11 protein-coding genes are annotated in these 15549 nt (G+C 63.8%); 7 read left to right on the forward strand and 4 right to left on the reverse strand.

Annotation, left to right across the window (positions count from 1 at the left end; genetic code table 11):
• Window positions 1-41 precede the first annotated feature (41 nt).
• From E3T51_RS05910 to E3T51_RS05925, 4 genes are all read left to right on the forward strand, one after another.
• Entirely contained in the window at window positions 42-770 is a 729-nt protein-coding gene (locus tag E3T51_RS05910) for a DivIVA domain-containing protein (protein ID WP_134528759.1), read from the forward strand.
• A gap of 55 nt (window positions 771-825) precedes the next feature.
• A complete protein-coding gene (locus tag E3T51_RS17090; protein ID WP_241989194.1) occupies window positions 826-1488 on the forward strand; it encodes an aggregation-promoting factor C-terminal-like domain-containing protein in 663 nt (220 codons plus the stop codon).
• 62 nt (window positions 1489-1550) lie between these two features.
• A complete protein-coding gene (locus E3T51_RS05920) occupies window positions 1551-1856 on the forward strand; it encodes a hypothetical protein (RefSeq protein WP_134528761.1) in 306 nt (101 codons plus the stop codon).
• Between the two features lie 35 nt (window positions 1857-1891).
• Window positions 1892-2626 carry an alpha/beta hydrolase gene (locus E3T51_RS05925; protein WP_134529401.1) on the forward strand — a complete coding sequence of 245 codons (735 nt, stop codon included), beginning with the start codon at window positions 1892-1894 and terminating at the stop codon, window positions 2624-2626.
• Window positions 2627-2644: 18 nt separating this feature from the next.
• Here the strand turns inward: E3T51_RS05925 and E3T51_RS05930 are convergent, their stop codons facing one another.
• Together E3T51_RS05930 and E3T51_RS05935 are read right to left on the reverse strand one after the other, a co-directional pair.
• The gene (locus tag E3T51_RS05930) at window positions 2645-3694 is read right to left on the reverse strand and encodes an AI-2E family transporter (protein ID WP_134528762.1); all 1050 of its coding nucleotides are present in this window, start codon (window positions 3692-3694) and stop codon (window positions 2645-2647) included.
• A 22-nt stretch (window positions 3695-3716) separates the two neighbouring features.
• Entirely contained in the window at window positions 3717-5324 is a 1608-nt protein-coding gene (locus E3T51_RS05935) for a coiled-coil domain-containing protein (RefSeq protein WP_134528764.1), read from the reverse strand.
• A gap of 244 nt (window positions 5325-5568) precedes the next feature.
• On the opposite strand from E3T51_RS05935, the gene E3T51_RS05940 reads away from it, so the two are divergent.
• The gene (locus E3T51_RS05940; protein ID WP_134528766.1) at window positions 5569-7398 is read left to right on the forward strand and encodes a DUF8094 domain-containing protein; all 1830 of its coding nucleotides are present in this window, start codon (window positions 5569-5571) and stop codon (window positions 7396-7398) included.
• On the forward strand, window positions 7395-8369 hold the full coding sequence (locus tag E3T51_RS05945; protein ID WP_134528768.1) for a tetratricopeptide repeat protein: 975 nt from the start codon (window positions 7395-7397) through the stop codon (window positions 8367-8369). Before E3T51_RS05940 ends, E3T51_RS05945 begins: the two co-directional genes overlap by 4 nt.
• Window positions 8370-8400: 31 nt before the next feature.
• Here the strand turns inward: E3T51_RS05945 and glgB are convergent, their stop codons facing one another.
• Window positions 8401-10725 carry a 1,4-alpha-glucan branching protein GlgB gene (glgB, locus tag E3T51_RS05950; RefSeq protein WP_134528769.1) on the reverse strand — a complete coding sequence of 775 codons (2325 nt, stop codon included), beginning with the start codon at window positions 10723-10725 and terminating at the stop codon, window positions 8401-8403.
• Window positions 10722-12827: an alpha-1,4-glucan--maltose-1-phosphate maltosyltransferase gene (locus tag E3T51_RS05955; RefSeq protein ID WP_420898414.1), complete on the reverse strand. Its 2106-nt coding sequence runs from the start codon at window positions 12825-12827 to the stop codon at window positions 10722-10724. Before E3T51_RS05955 ends, glgB begins: the two co-directional genes overlap by 4 nt.
• A 113-nt stretch (window positions 12828-12940) precedes the next feature.
• Here E3T51_RS05955 and glgP point away from each other — a divergent pair, with 113 nt between their 5' ends.
• On the forward strand, window positions 12941-15508 hold the full coding sequence (glgP, locus tag E3T51_RS05960; protein ID WP_134528771.1) for an alpha-glucan family phosphorylase: 2568 nt from the start codon (window positions 12941-12943) through the stop codon (window positions 15506-15508).
• Window positions 15509-15549 lie beyond the last annotated feature (41 nt).

Raw genomic sequence — 15549 nt, forward strand, 5'->3', positions numbered from 1 at the left:
CCGATTCTTCCCCCGCGAACCTGGTACGAGACAATGAGGGTATGAGCACCATATTTTCGCGAGTGGGCAAGAAGTCCCTCGGCTACAACGTCACCCAGGTCGACGCGTTTCTGGCTGCGGCCCGGCGCGCCTACGACCAGCCTGACCTCCACGACGACGAACTCGATGCTGATACCGATGCTGTGGAATCCGTAAACGAGATCGCCGCCGGTACCGAGACTGAAACCACGCTGCCGCCCACCACGGGTGACGAGTCGGGCGCCGCAAACGGAACCGATGCCATCCACACGTTGGTCGCGGAGCAGGCCGAGGCGGAAGACACCGGCACCGATGCGAGCTTGACGGCCGAGGGGATCCGTCACACCGCTTTCTCAATGCACAAAGGCGGATACTCACCCGACCAGGTTGACGCGGCACTGGAACGGCTTGAAGACGCATTTGCCGCTCGAGAACGCGATCAAGCGACCCGAGCTGGGGGAGAGCAGGCGTGGATGGTTGACGCTGAGGGCACCGCCGAGGTGATCGTCGCTCGGCTGAGCCGCCCCCCAGGTTACCGCTTTACGCGCACGAGTGTTCTGGCCGTCGGCTATAAACGAGGGGACGTCGACCGTCTCGCCAATAAATTGGTGAAGTATTTCCACGACGGTCGTGATTTCACGGTCGATGAGGTACGGACGGCCGTTTTTCGCCCTGAACGGGGAGGATACCGGGAAGCGCAGGTGGACCTCGTGCTGGACAGCGTTGTGGACGTCATGCTCGCGGTCCGCTGATTTTGGTTGTCGCTACTTGGCTGTCATCAAATATGTCGGCTAAGGTCGAGTAGTAATGGGTAGGCATCTGAAGGTAATCGACACTGTCCCGGCCGCGGTACGGCCGACTGTTCGTCGAACTCGTTCCCGGGTCAAGCCGGCTCACTTTCTGTTCGGGTTCACCGCCGCCTGCGCGTTCGTTCTCGTCACCGTCGTTGACCCCTACTCGGGCGCTACGGCGTCTCCATACTTTCAAATAGCTGGCAGCTCGACCGACGACGGGCCCGCCCAGGCCGTTCTCATTGCCGGCGGCTACACGAATACCATCAGTCGTGACGGCTATGCCGTCACCGAAAAGCCCAAACCGGTGCCCATCGTGGTCGCGGTTGAAAAAAAGACCCAGAGCTTCACGGCTCCATCGGCTGCCGTACCGGACCCCGGCTCGGCCCAGGCGTACGCCTACGACGCTGTTGCCGGTCGTGGCTGGGGCGAAGACCAATACAACTGCCTGGTTTCGCTCTGGCAGAAAGAGTCACGCTGGAATGTGAGCGCTCAGAACGGTTCGAGTGGTGCCTATGGTATTCCGCAGGCCCTGCCCGGCTCCAAGATGGCTAGCGCCGGCGACGACTGGGCCACGAACGCTGGTACCCAGATTGAGTGGGGTCTTGGATATATCACGGGCCGTTACGGCACGCCGTGCGGCGCCTGGGAGAAGTCCCAGGCTTCGGGTTGGTACTAGGCGCGCTCCGGCGTACCGAGCCTCTGGTGTTCGGCATCAGGCCCGCACTTTAGACTGGGAGCATGGCGCGCAGCAATCGACCCCGAGGCCGCAAGGCCCAGCCATCGGGCGACGACGAGGCAGACATTGGCCTGAATCATCTGCTCGCGGGGTGGCGTCGCAGCGAAGTTCGGCGTGACGGCCTCTGGCATGTTCAACCAGTTCCCGCCAAGCAGGCAGTCAAGTCCTACCTGTGTCCCGGATGCACCCAGGGAATCGTCCCTGGTACCGCGCACATCGTCACCTGGCGCGGCGATGGGGTGCTCGGTGACGATGCCGACCTCGCCAACCGGCGGCACTGGCACACCCACTGTTGGAAGATCAAGTGACCGACGATTCCGAGAGGTCAGGAGAACCAGCGACCGTGTCGGTTGACATTCGTGGCGGCATCGAACTGCCAGCCACCATCGAACGCGTCGAGTTGCACACGAGCGACGGCCTCACCCTGGTGGGCGAACTGGCCACCCCGGTCGGTAGGGCACCGGTCGCGACGCTCGTTACGCTGCATCCGCTGCCCACCGCGGGCGGTTTCATGGACTCGCACATTCTTCGAAAGGCGGCGAACCGGCTGCCCGCCATGGCCGATTTGGCCGTGCTGCGGTTCAACACCCGGGGTACGGCATCGCCGCGCGGTACGAGCGACGGAATCTTCGGTGACGGACTGACCGAACGAGCAGATGTCGCCGCGGCGATGGCGCTCGTCGCAGCGCGTCACCTGCCTAACCCGTGGCTGGTCGGCTGGTCATTCGGCACCGAACTGGCCCTGAAATACGGCCTGGAGCATCCCATTCGGGGCGCCATCCTGTTGTCACCTCCACTGCACCGCACGAGCAACGAAGAGCTGGCGGCGTGGGCGGAGAACGAACGTGAATTGGTAGCTGTGATCCCCGAATTCGACGATTACCTCAGGCCGGATGCCGCCCGCTTGCGGTTTGCCAGCGTGCCCGATCTTCGCTTTGTCGCCGTTGAGGGCGGTAAACACTTGTGGGTTGGCGAGACTTTGACCCGCCGCGTCCTCAGTGAGATCGTTGCTACCGTCAACCCGGGCGCGCTGCCCCTGCCGACGGAGTGGAATACCGGTCTGCGCAACGCTTCTTGAAGGTGTCGAGGTACGGCTTCAGAGTTCGTTCTGGCGGGGGATGACGACCTGTTTGACGATCAGGATGATTGAAGCTGCGACCGGGATGGCGATCAGCGCGCCGAGGATGCCGAGCAGGTTGCCCCCGGCCAAAGCAGCGATCACGACAACGGCGCCCGGGATCGACACGGCCCGGTTCATGATCTTCGGACTGAGCACGTATGCCTCTACCTGCATATAAATGAGGTAGTAGATCGCTGCGGCCAGCGCTGTCTGCGGCGAGCTGCCGATCTCGGGAATCAGGCAGGTCAGCACGATGATGACCGAACCCGAAATGGTACCAATAAGCGGAATCAGCGACAGCAGGAAGGCGATGAAGGCGAGCAGCGCCGGAAACGGAGCTCCGATGATCGAGAGAAAGATGAAGCTCAGCACGCCATTGACCGAGGCCAGCGCGGCTTGCCCCACGATGTAGCGGCCGACGGCCGTGGTGATCTGCTCACTGATATTGGTGAAGCGCTCCCGCTTGGATGCAGGAACCAGCTGATAGGTGGCGCGTTTCATGCTGTTCAGCGAGGCCGTGAAGTAGAGCGTGAGAATGAGGATGATGAGGCCGCCGAAAAGACCGTTGACAATGGCGAGGCCAGACTGAACGACCGTCGTCGTAATGTTGGTGAGGTTGCCGCCGAGAAAATCCGTGATGGTCTTCGTGATTTCGTCGATGTTGAGACCGGGGAACTGTTTTTTCAGATCGTCCAGGAAGGTCGAGGTGTTCACCCCCCGCACCAGTTCCGGAACGAGCTTGGACAGCTTGGATACCTGGCCAACGATGATCGGCACGATCGCGAATATGACGCCGGTCAGAACACCGAGCACCGCTGCGACCACGGTCAGAATCGCCGCCCAGCGCGGAAACTTCTTCTTCTCCAGCCAGGACACGGCCGGGTCGAGGCCGAGCGCGATGAAAAGCGCGGCCCCGACATAGATGATGATCGTCTGCAGGGTGATTACCGAGGTGATGATCAGTAAGCCCAGCCCAACACCCACTGTTCCGACGAGTCCAAACCGAAAGGCATTTAGTATTTTCACGTGACGGCTCCAGGACGGGGAATTACTCGGCTGCGACCCGTTCTGCCTGGGTCAAAACGCTGCGCAAGCTTTCAAAGTACCCGGCCACGGCGTCGCGCTCAATTCTAATCTGGGACAGCCGGTCTTCGGCATCTGCCACGAGGGTGCGTGAGCGTGTTGTGGCGTCGGTGACCAGAGCAGTAGCGGTGGTGTGCGCGTCCCGGAGAATGCTTGCGGCGTTCTCTTCGGCAAGTTCCTTGTTTGCCTTGGCCTCCTCGCGGGCGCCGGCATCGAGTTGCTCGTTGAGGGTACGCAGCTCGGCCGTGCGCTCGCTCGTCTCTGTAAGCTGCCTGGCGGCATCCACTTGAAACTTCTGAGTCTGCGCCACGGCCTCCTGGTGCCGGGTGAGGTGCCCCTGCTCGGCCTCATCACGGCGGGCTTTTAGCTCGACGTCGAAGTCGGCTCGCGCCTGATCGATCTCCCTCGCCAGGCGGCTCGCCTCGTGCTCACCCTTCTTGCGCGTGGCGGTGAGGTGGTTCTCCAGATCGATGCGAGCCTGTTCGGCTTCGGCGTCGGCGTCGATGCGGCCCTGCTGGTTTTCCCGAGCCAGGTCAGCGGCGGCCTGCTCAACCTCGGCAGCGAGGGCAGCGCGGCCCTGCTCGATCTCGCGGGCCAGAGCAGCGCGTTTGCGATCGAGCTCGCGAGCAAGATCGGTCTGGGCCTGCTCTCGTTCCACCTCTGTCACCGCGTGTGCCTGTTCGATCTCGCGGGCCAGATCGATTCGCCCTTGCTCGACCTCGGCGGCGAGCAAGGTGCGCGCCTGGTCTGCCTCGTGAGCGCCGGCCAGCCGCCCCTGCTCGGATTCCCGGGAAAGATCGACCCTGGCCTGCTCCGTCTCGGCGGCCAGATCGACGCGGGCCTGTTCGGTTTCGCGCTGCAGGTCAGCGCGCTGCTGGTCGAGTTCCAAGGCCACTTCGGCGCGGGTGAGTTCGGTTTCGTGGGTGAGCCCCGCCGCGATCTCACGAGCCTCGGTAGCTTCCCGTTGGGCCACCACACGCACTTCTGCTGCTTCACGATCGGCTTCAGAGCGGATGGCCGACACCTCACGCTTGACCGTTGCCCGGGCTTCGGCAGCCTCGGTGGCGACGGCGCCTCGAATCAGCGAGGCATCGCGCACTGCATCCTGGACGACCTGTGCCTGGTCGTCCTGGGCGCGGGCGCGCACGTCATCAGCTTCTACTCGCACGTCATCGAGTACCCGACGTGCTTTGACGGCGGCATCGGACAGGGTGCGTTCGGCCTGCTCGAGGGCATTGTGGCGAAGCAGCTGCACCTCGTCGGTTGTTGCAGCGCGCAGCTTTTCGGCGTCGATATCGGCCTGGGCGATGACTCGGGTGGACTGCTCTTCTGCGACGCGAAGGGTATTCTCCAGTTTGGTCCCGAGGCCGGAGAAGGTGGGGCTGCCAACCTCTTCGATCTCAGCGTTGAGATCGTCAATGCGCGCTACCAACCGTTTGACCTCGCGGCCGGCCTCGGCGTTTTGAGTGTTGGCCTGAATCAGTTCGCGACGCAGGGACTGGATGGCCTTGGCGACCTCGTCCTTGTCGTAGCCGCGAAATACCTGGGTGAAATCAGCTTCGTCGTCAGACACGTATTACTCCTTACAAATGGGGCCCCGGCCCTCGATGGATCATGCATGACGGGGAACACCCCAATTTTAGTCTGCTGGCGCCACCGCGAGTTCCCGTGCATTCGACGGTGGGTCTCTGGCGCTATTAGGCACCTCTCAGGAGAAGGCAGTAACGTAAAAGGTCTGTGTCTGAGCGCTTTCAGGCATAGGAGTCAGCCAAAGTGACTGAACAGTACCGAACCAGCCACAAGCTGAAGGGTGATACGTGCGTTTTGTTCTTGCCATTGTGGCCTTCGTGCTTGCTGCGGTGATGATCGTTCTCGGCATTGCCCAGCGAACCGTTCTCCTTGAGCCCGCATTTACGTCCCTGACCTCTTCCGTCACCGGCGACACGAAATACACCGTGATAGATCCGAGCGCGCTTTCAGCGTCGACGGGCAGCCAGACCATCAACGTGCGCGGAGATGGCCCGATCTTCCTCGCCTACGGGCGTTCCGAAGACGTCGCGGCCTGGATAGCGGACGACGCGTATGCCACTGTCGCCCTCAGTGAGAAAACGGGAGAGCTCACTTCCACCGTCACCGACGCCGTAGCCGCCGATGATGGCGAGGGAACCGCGGGTGATGCCCCCACAGCGGATACCACCGCCGCGATCATGAATCCGGCCGGCTCAGACCTGTGGCTCGAGGAGTACACCGGCACGAAGTCTGTGACGACCACGCTGACCCTGCCAGAGGGTATTTCGGTGCTCGTCGCGTCGGACGGGATCGAACCGGCGCCGTCCAGCATCCGTTTGTCCTGGGCGTCCGACAATTCCACTCCGTGGGCGGGCCCGCTGCTTGCTGGTGGTGCCTTGCTTTTGTTGGCCGGCCTGGTGTTGTACGTGCTGGCCCTGCTGCATCTGCGTCGCTCGCGCAGGCCGCGTCGCAATGTCCCCCGCGGTCCTCGCATGCCGCGTTTGCCGCGCGCACCACGTCCAAAAGCCATCAAGGCCAGTCAGATCACGACTTCGCGGCGGGGGATCGCCCGCCGGGTGGCCATTCTTCCCATGATCGTGGTGTCCGGCCTCGCGCTGAGCGGCTGTTCGGCCGACCTGTGGCCCGATTTCAGCACGGTTAGCACGACCACCGCGACGCCAACACCGACGCCTCAGCCCACTGATTCCGTCGAGGCTGCCGCTGAGCTGCCGCCGCCAGCCGTCACGGTCTCCCAGCTGGAAACGATCATGACCGAGATCTCGGTGCTCACCGCGGACGCCGATACGAGCCTGAACGCTGAGACTATTGCGACAAGGTTCACCGGCCCGGCCCTGGAACAACGACTGGCCAACTACAAGATTCGTGCCGTCGATCCGGCAGTAGCCCCGCTGATTGCTCTGGCTGGTGCACCACTGACGTTTACACTGCCGCAGCAGACGAATTCCTGGCCTCGTGTTGTCATGACGGTCATTCAAGACGAAAACGATCCCAGCATCCCGACCATGGCGGTCATCCTCAAGCAGGAATCGCCCCGCACAAATTATCAAGTGGAATATCTGTTCGCGCTGGAGCAGTCGGCGCACGTTCCTAAGGTGGCGCCGGCCATCGTCGGTGCCCCCGCCATCGCTCCGGACAACAAGTTGTTGTTGCTGCCGCCGGACGAATTGGCCGCAGCGTATGCCGACATCCTGCTGCAGGGCGAGGCGAGCGCCTCATTCGGACTGTTCGAGAGCGAGGGGGATAATTTTCGCGTTCAGGTTGCTGACCTGAACGCGGCCAAGATCGCCGCCTTGCCGTCGACCGCTTCGATCGAATTCGCGGCGGCTGCGGGCACCGACGAGGCCGTAGCCCTGGCGACCAACGACTCCGGCAGCATCGTGGCGGTGAGTATGACAGAGACGGAAACGGTCAAACCGGTCGATGCCGGGGCCACGGTGGGCCCGGCCGCCGATGCCCTCGCCACGAAGGCGCTCTCCGGCATCACCACCACGGCCAAGGGCTTTCAAAACACCTACCGCGATCAACTGCTGTTCTACGTACCCACGGCCGGTTCTAGCGAAAAAATCGTGCTTCTGGGCTTTGCCCAGGGCCTCATCACATCAGCGGAGCTCCCATGACGAATATGCCCCCTCTCGGATCGAACCTGCGCGGAGCGGTCGACCTGTCCTCGCTCGTGAACCGTGCCCCGGCGGGTACGACCCCGGCGGCCAGCAGCGGCGCGCCCGTGGCCGGCGGGGCGGCTGTACCCTCCGGCGCGCTCACCCTTCCGAGCCTCGTTCTCGATGGTACCGACGCCAACTTTGGTGAACTGCTCGAGTTGTCTTCTCGCGTTCCCGTGATCGTGGGGCTGTGGGCATCCTGGAGTGAACCCTCCACGCAGCTCTTGGTCGTACTGGAGAAAATCGTTCTGGGTTTCGCCGGCAAGTTCGTGCTGGCCCGCGTCGACATCGAGGCGAATCCGCAGCTCGCCCAGGCATTCCAGGCCCAGTCCGTGCCGACGGTCGCCGCCGTCATCACCGGTCAGCCAGTGCAGCTTTTCAACGGTCCGCTCGGTGAAGAGCAGATCACCGAGGTGCTCGGTCGTGTTCTGGAGCTCGCAGCGCAGCAGGGTGTGACGGGTACGGCCGAGGCCGCTGACGCGGACGTCGAACCCGTCGCCGCGGCACCCGAGCCCCTGCCGCCGCACCACCTGGAGGCCTACACGGCGATCGAAGCCGGCGACTATGCCACCGCTCAGAGTGAGTACCGCACCGCACTGGCGCAAAACCCGAACGACACGATGGCCGTTGCCGGCCTGGCCCAGGTGAGCCTGCTGGCCCGGCTGCAGGGCAAGACCATCGACCAGATTCGCAACGGCGCGGCATCCGCCCCCGACGATCTCGACGCACAATTGCTGGTCGCCGACCTCGACTTATCCGGGGGTCACATCGAGGATGCCTTCGATCGCCTGCTGGGACTCTTCCCGGCCCAGCCCGCTGCAGGCCGCAACACGATCCGCGAGCGCCTTCTCGAGCTGTTTGAGGTCGTCGGTCAGGACGACCCACGGGTTCCCCCCACCCGTTCGCGGCTCACTGCACTTCTGTACTGATTTCCACCGTGTGCGCCCGAGCGGGATGCGCCTAGCGGCGAAGGCGCAACCAGAGGCCAGCGAGGGGGGGCAGGGTCAGGGTGGCCGATGCCGGTCGACCGGCCCACGGCTCGTTGTAGGCCTCTACTGCGCCCTGGTTTCCCACGCCCGACCCGCCGAAGTCGCCGGCATCCGTGTTGAGAATCTCCTCCCACTCCCCGGAGAACGGCAGGCCGACCCGGTAGTCGGTGTGTGGTTGCCCGGCGAAGTTGAAGAAGCAGGCGACCGGAACGCCGTGGTTGTCCCAGCGCAGAAACGACACGACATTTTGGCCTGCGGCACCGCCGTCGAGGAGCTCAAAGCCCCCCGGGTCGTTGTCGCGGCTCCACAGACTCGCATTGTCGCGGTAGACCCGGTTGAGCTGGGCCACCAGGTTGAACAGGCCGCGGTGCGCCGGCTGGTCGAGCATCCACCAGTCCAGTCCGCGCTCTTCGCTCCACTCCGAGCGCTGACCGAATTCGCTTCCCATGAACAAGAGTTGCTTGCCAGGGTGCGCCCACATGAAGGAGAGGTACGCGCGCACGTTGGCGAGCTGCTGCCAGGAATCACCGGGCATCTTCGATACCAGGGCACCCTTCCCATGCACGACCTCGTCGTGACTGATCGGCAGCAGAAAATTCTCGCTGAAGGCGTAGATGAACGAGAAGGTGATGTCGTTGTGGTGGTATGACCGGTACATCGGGTCGACCTGCATGTACTCCAGGGAGTCGTGCATCCAGCCCATGTTCCACTTGAAGCCGAAGCCGAGCCCGCCGCCGCTGGTCGGCGCCGTCACCCCGCCCCAGTTCGTGGATTCCTCGGCGATCATGATGGTGCCCGGATTGCGTTTGTAGGCGGTCGCGGTGATCTCCTGCAGCAGGCTGATCGCCTCAAGGTTCTCGTTGCCGCCGTATTTATTCGGCTCCCACTGGCCGGCCTCGCGCGAATAGTCGAGATAGAGCATCGAGGCGACGGCGTCGACGCGCAGTGCGTCGATGTGAAATTCTTCGAGCCAGTACAGCGCGTTGGCGACCAGGAAGTTGCGCACCTGCATCTGGCCGAAATCGAAGATGTAGGTGCCCCAGTCCAGCTGCTCTCCGCGGCGCGGGTCCGCGTGTTCGTAGAGTGCCTGGCCGTCGAAGCGGGCCAGGGCAAAATCGTCTTTGGGAAAGTGGCCGGGTACCCAGTCCATGATCACACCGATGCCGGCCTGGTGTAGCCGGTCAATCAGGTAGCGCAGGTCGTCGGGGGAACCGAACCGGCTGGTCGGAGCGTAGTAGCCGCTCACCTGGTAACCCCAGGAACCGCCAAACGGATGCTCGGCCAGGGGCATGAATTCCACGTGTGTGAAACTCAGCTCCAGCAGGTACCCGACCAGTTCGTCGGCCAGGTCGCGGTAGCCGAGGCCGGGGCGCCAGGAACCGACGTGCATCTCGTAGACGCTCATAGCCTGGTTGTGGGGATCGTTGGCCTTGCGATTAGCGAGCCAGGCGGCATCCGACCATTCGTAGTGCGATTCGGTGACAATCGACGCGGTCTGCGGCGGTACCTCGGCCAGCCGGGCCATCGGGTCGGCTTTTTCAACCCAGTCGCCGGACTGCGCGAGCAGTTGGAACTTGTAGTTGGCGCCGAGTTCGAGGCCCGGAATGAACAGCTCCCATACTCCGGTGCTACCCATATTTCGCATCGCATGAGTGACGCCGTTCCAGCCGTTGAAGTCGCCGATCACCCGCGCGGCGCGGGCGTGCGGCGCCCACACAGCGAAGGAGGTGCCGGTGGATGACGCCGCGACACCCTGATGCTGACGGTGGTGGGCCCCGAGCACGTCCCAGAGCCGTTCGTGGCGACCCTCACCGATCAGGTGCAGGTCCAGCTCGCCGAGCGTCGGGATGAACCGGTACGGGTCATCACAGGTCCAGGCCGGGGCCTTCTCATAGCGGGCCTCGATCGTGTAATCGCTGGGTTCAACGATGTCCGCGCCCTGCCAGATGCCGTGCGCGAGGTGGGTCAGCTCGACTCGCGATCCATTGGCGAGAATGGCGAACACCTCGGTGGCGAGTGGACGTAGTGCCCGGACGATGACGACCGGGTCTGACGCACCGTCGTGGTTCGCGAGGTGCTGGCCCAGAACTTCGTGCGGGTTGTAATACCGGCCGGCGGCGACGGCCTCGAGCACGTGATCGGGCACCAGTGCGATCGGGGCGGCGTGCTTCTGGATTTTCTTGGGCCCGGATTTCGGGGACTGTGCCTTCTTGCCGTCGATGTTCTTTCCCTGACCCTTCGCGCTCGTGGTTTCGTGTTTCTTGTGTTTTTTGTCTTTGTTCTTGCCGCCGCTCATGGGCGGACCCGGGCCGGATCGTGTGGCGTGACGTGCAGAATATGCACCGGTTCGGTGAAAGCGTCCAAGCGCACGAAGTTATCGGACGACCAGGTCCAGGTAATGCCTGAGACTAGATCGTGCACGTCGAAGTTGTCGCCGCGGGCGATGCCGAACCGGGTCACATCGAGGTGCACCACCGTTTGGCGCACCGAATGCGGGTCGACGTTGGCCACGATGATGAGGGCATCCGCTTGACCTGTGCCGGTGAAGGCAGCGTCGAGAAATTTACTGTAGACGAGGATTGAGTCATCGTCGCTCGAGTGGATGTCGAGGTTGCGCAGCTGGCCCAGCGCGGGATGCTCGGAGCGGATGCGGTTGAGCAGCGTGAGATATGGCGCGAGAGACTTTCCAAGCTCCTCGGCCCTGTTCCAGTCACGCGGCCGGTACTCATACTTTTCGCTGTCGATGCTCTCTTCAGCACCGGGCCTGGCGACGTTCTCGAACAGGTCGAAACCGGCATAAACCCCCCAGCTCGGCGCGGCCGTGGCGGCAAGCGCGGCCCGAATCTTGAACGCCGCCGGGCCTCCGAACTGCAGGTACTCGGTAAGAATATCGGGGGTGTTCACGAACAGGTTTGGGCGCAGAAAATCGGGGGTAACGGTGGCGAGACCGTCGAAAAACTCCTCGAGCTCGCTCTTTGTGTTGCGCCAGGTGAAGTAGGTGTACGACTGCTGAAAGCCAACCTTGCCGAGGGCCTGCATGAGGGCCGGACGGGTGAATGCCTCGGCCAGAAACACCACGTCGGGGTCCGTTGCATTGACCTCAGCGATGAGCCACTCCCAGAAGTCGAGCGGCTTGGTGTGCGGGTTGTCCACGCGAAAGATGCGCACGCCGAGGCTAATCCAGTAGCGCAGCAGTCGCAGCGCCTCAGCGCGGATACCGGCGGGATCATTATCGAAATTGATCGGGTAGATGTCCTGGTATTTTTTCGGCGGGTTTTCCGCGAAGGCGATCGTGCCGTCGGGCAGGGTCGTGAACCACTCCGGGTGCTCCGCCACCCAGGGATGATCGGGGGAGGCCTGCAAGGCGAAGTCGAGAGCGAGTTCGATGCCGAGGGAGGCGGCTTTTTTCAGAAAAAAGCTGAAATCGGCGACGGTGCCGAGGTCTGGGTGGATGGCGTCGTGGCCGCCGTCAGGCGAGCCGATCGCCCAGGGCGATCCTGGGTCGCCGGGGGCGACGGTGAGCGAATTGTTCGGGCCCTTGCGGAAGGCTTGCCCGATGGGGTGGATCGGTGGCAGATAGAGCACGTCGAATCCCATGGCAGCCACGGCGGGCAGACGTGTGGCTGCAGTGCGAAAGGTTCCGCTCTTCCAGCTGCCGTCGGCGCGGCGAACGGCGCCCTCAGAGCGCGGGAAAAACTCATACCAGGCACCGACACCGGCCTTTGCCCGTTCGACGATGATCGTGCGTTCGGCTGAGAGTGACTCCAGGCCCGCGAGCGGGCGGGCAGCGATGACCTGCCGCAGCGCAGCATCCGCTACCGTGAGAAAACGCTCGGTAGCCGATTTTTCAGTGTCGGCGAGCGACTTGGCAGCGGCCTGGAACAAGCGACGGGCGGCGATTGGGCGGCCCCTATCGAGGCCGGCCTGTCTCAGGAGAGCCCCGCCGATGGTGAACATGAGCTCGACGTCGATGCCCGCCGGTATCTTGATCGCCGCGTTGTGTTCCCAGGTCGCGAAGTCGTCGGCGTAGGCGCGCACCCGATATTGCCAGTGACCCGGGACATCGAGCTGCGCCTCGATGCCGTAGCGGTCGGTGCCGTCGGCCTGCAGCACCATCGGGTGCCGCGTCGTGCTGCCATCCGGCGCCGTGAGTTGCAGGTCGACACCGATGAGGTCGTGCCCCTCGCGAAAAGCGGTCGCGCCAAACGGCACGACTTCGCCGACGAAGGCGCGGACCGGCCAGCGATTGTCGCCCAGCTGCGGAGACAGGTCCAGAACCGGGATTCGACCAATGGCGGCAGGGAAACGGCGCCCCGCCGCGGCATCCGCGGACACGGTCGTGCGAGCACTGCTCGATGCTGCCGGCGGGATCGTCTTTTTCGCTGCTGTCTTGGCCACACCATGACCGTAGCGTGAACGGCGGCCATGGCGCTCCCCTTCGGCCGGGCGTGCCCGCACGCGTCGATCGAGGTATTACATATTGGCTACCCAGCACCCCTAAGGTTGACCTCGTGAAGGCCATCCGCAAATTTACCGTCCGCGCCGTCCTCCCCGAGCCCCTCGCGGCCCTCGAGGAGCTTGCCGGCAATCTCCGTTGGTCGTGGCATGAACCGACCCGGCAGTTGTTCGAGCGCATTGCCCCTGAGCTGTGGCGCGAGATCGGTGCCGACCCGGTCGCCCTGCTCGGCGCCGTCGACCCGCGTCGCCTCGACGAGCTGGCGCAGGACCACGACTACGTAGCGCAGGTTGATTCCACCAGAGACGGCTTGCGCGATTATCTCGAACAGTCACGCTGGTACCAGGAGCTCGAGGGAGAAAAGCCCGCTGCGATAGCGTATTTCTCACCGGAGTTCGGCATTGCTGCCGCCCTGCCGCAGTATTCAGGGGGCTTGGGCATTCTGGCCGGCGACCATCTCAAGAGCGCGTCCGACCTCGGCCTGCCGCTGGTGGGCGTGGGGCTGTTCTATCGCGCCGGTTACTTCAGCCAGGCCATCTCGCCTGACGGCTGGCAGATGGAGAGCTACCCGCTGCTCGACCCCGACGGGCTGCCGCTGGCCGTACTGCGTCGGGCCGACGGTTCGGCCGTGCAGATTGCCCTTGCTCTGCCCGATGACCGCACGCTGCATGCCCGCGTCTGGCAGGCCAAGGTGGGCCGGGTTCGACTACTGCTGCTCGACGCCGACATTCCCGAGAACGCTGACGACCTGCGGCTGGTCACCGATCGCCTGTATGGCGGCGGCGGCGAACACCGATTGCTTCAAGAACTCCTGCTGGGTATCGGCGGTGCCCGCGCCGTGAAGTTGTGGAGCTCACTGCACGGCCTGCCAGAGCCGGAAGTATTCCACACCAATGAGGGCCACGCCGGGTTTCTCGGCCTCGAGCGCATCTCCAGCCTGATCGGCGAAGGACTGAGCTTTCAGGAAGCCCTGCAGGTGGCCCGCGCCGGAACCGTCTTCACCACCCACACCCCGGTCGCCGCTGGCATCGACCGCTTCGACCGATCCCTCGTGCGGCGGTACTTCGGTACCGACCTGCTGCCCGGTGTTGACGTGGAGGACCTGCTCGCGCTGGGAGCGGAGAGTTACTCCGGCGGCTCCTCCGAGGTGTTCAACATGGCCATCATGGGATTACGCCTCGGCCAGCACGCCAACGGCGTTTCGACCCTGCACGGCGAGGTCAGTCGAAGAATGTTCAACGGGCTGTGGCCTGGTTTTGATTCCGCGGATGTGCCGATCACGTCGATCACGAACGGTGTCCACGCGCAGAGCTGGACCGACCCGGCGCTGAAGAGCCTCGCCAACACAAAGCTCGGCACGAGCGACACCTCGACGGCAAATTGGGCCTCCCCTGATGTGTCCGATCAAGACCTGTGGTCGGTGCGGGGGCGGATGCGCCTGCAATTCGTCGAGGATGCCCGCCGCCGTCTGCTGGGTGCCTGGCGCGACCAGAATCCGGGTGGTATCCCCCCGGCCTGGATTGGGCGGGTGTTCGACCCGAACGTGCTGACCATCGGATTTGCCCGCCGCGTTCCCACGTACAAGCGCTTGACCCTGATGCTGCATGACCCTGAACGCCTGCGCGCCCTGCTGCTGCACCCGGAGCATCCGATTCAGATCGTCATCGCCGGCAAGTCGCACCCCGCCGATGAAGAGGGCAAACGACTGATCCAGAAGATCGTGCAGTTCGCGGCGGATCCTGTCCTGCGCACGCGTATCGCTTTTCTACCCGACTACAACATCGCCATGGCCCAGCTCATGTATCCGGGAACAGATGTCTGGCTCAACAATCCACTACGCCCGCTGGAGGCCTGTGGCACGAGCGGCATGAAGGCGGCCTTGAACGGCGCCCTCAACCTCTCGATCCTCGACGGCTGGTGGCCGGAATATTACGACGGCAAGAACGGCTGGGCAATTCCGTCGGCCGATTCGGCCGGCGACTCCGCCGAACGCGACCGGCTTGAAGCCGAGGCGCTGTACGACCTGATCGAACACCAGGTCGCGCCGATGTTCTATGAACGCAACGGTGACGATGTACCCGAACGATGGGTCTCAAATATTCGGCACACTCTCAGTACCCTGTCGCCGGCACTTTCCGCTGACCGCATGGTCAGCGAGTATGTGCAGCGTCTGTATCGCCCGGCCGGGCACTACCAAGCCCTCATGTCGGCGAACAACTACCGCGCGGCACGTGAACTGGCGGCGTGGAAAGGCAAGATCGTCTCGGCCTGGCCGCAGGTTGCGGTGACCCACGTCGAATCGGGCGGCGTTTCGTCGGTGCCCGAAGTGGGTGATGACCTGCACCTGCGCGCGCACGTGCAGCTCGGCGGACTCGTCGCTGAGGACGTGACCGTCGAGGTTGTCTACGGCAAGAGCCTTGGTACCGACGAACTGCGCGATGTGGCGACTCAGGCGCTCGAACCGGCACTCGTGAAGGAAACGCCGGCCGGCGGTGCCACGCTGTTCACGGGAACGGTCGAACTCGACCGGGCCGGAGCCTTCGGCTACACCGTGCGCGTCGTTCCGAGGAATGATCTGCTCATCAGCCCAGCCGAAATGGGCCTGGTCGCCATCGCGAACTAGCCGCCAGGCGGGCCCTGTCGTCGACCCGGGACGCGGCGCCC

Source organism: Cryobacterium serini (assembly GCF_004404025.1).
Lineage (GTDB): Bacteria > Actinomycetota > Actinomycetes > Actinomycetales > Microbacteriaceae > Cryobacterium > Cryobacterium serini.

What these genes read in the sequence shown, in the direction of transcription:
- glgB (WP_134528769.1), bottom strand. Translation starts at nt 10,725, where the DNA reads ATGAGCGGCGGCAAGAACAAAGACAAAAAACACAAGAAACACGAAACC.
- E3T51_RS05945 (WP_134528768.1), top strand. Translation starts at nt 7,395, where the DNA reads ATGACGAATATGCCCCCTCTCGGATCGAACCTGCGCGGAGCGGTCGAC.
- E3T51_RS17090 (WP_241989194.1), top strand. Translation starts at nt 826, where the DNA reads ATGGGTAGGCATCTGAAGGTAATCGACACTGTCCCGGCCGCGGTACGG.
- E3T51_RS05920 (WP_134528761.1), top strand. Translation starts at nt 1,551, where the DNA reads ATGGCGCGCAGCAATCGACCCCGAGGCCGCAAGGCCCAGCCATCGGGC.
- E3T51_RS05910 (WP_134528759.1), top strand. Translation starts at nt 42, where the DNA reads ATGAGCACCATATTTTCGCGAGTGGGCAAGAAGTCCCTCGGCTACAAC.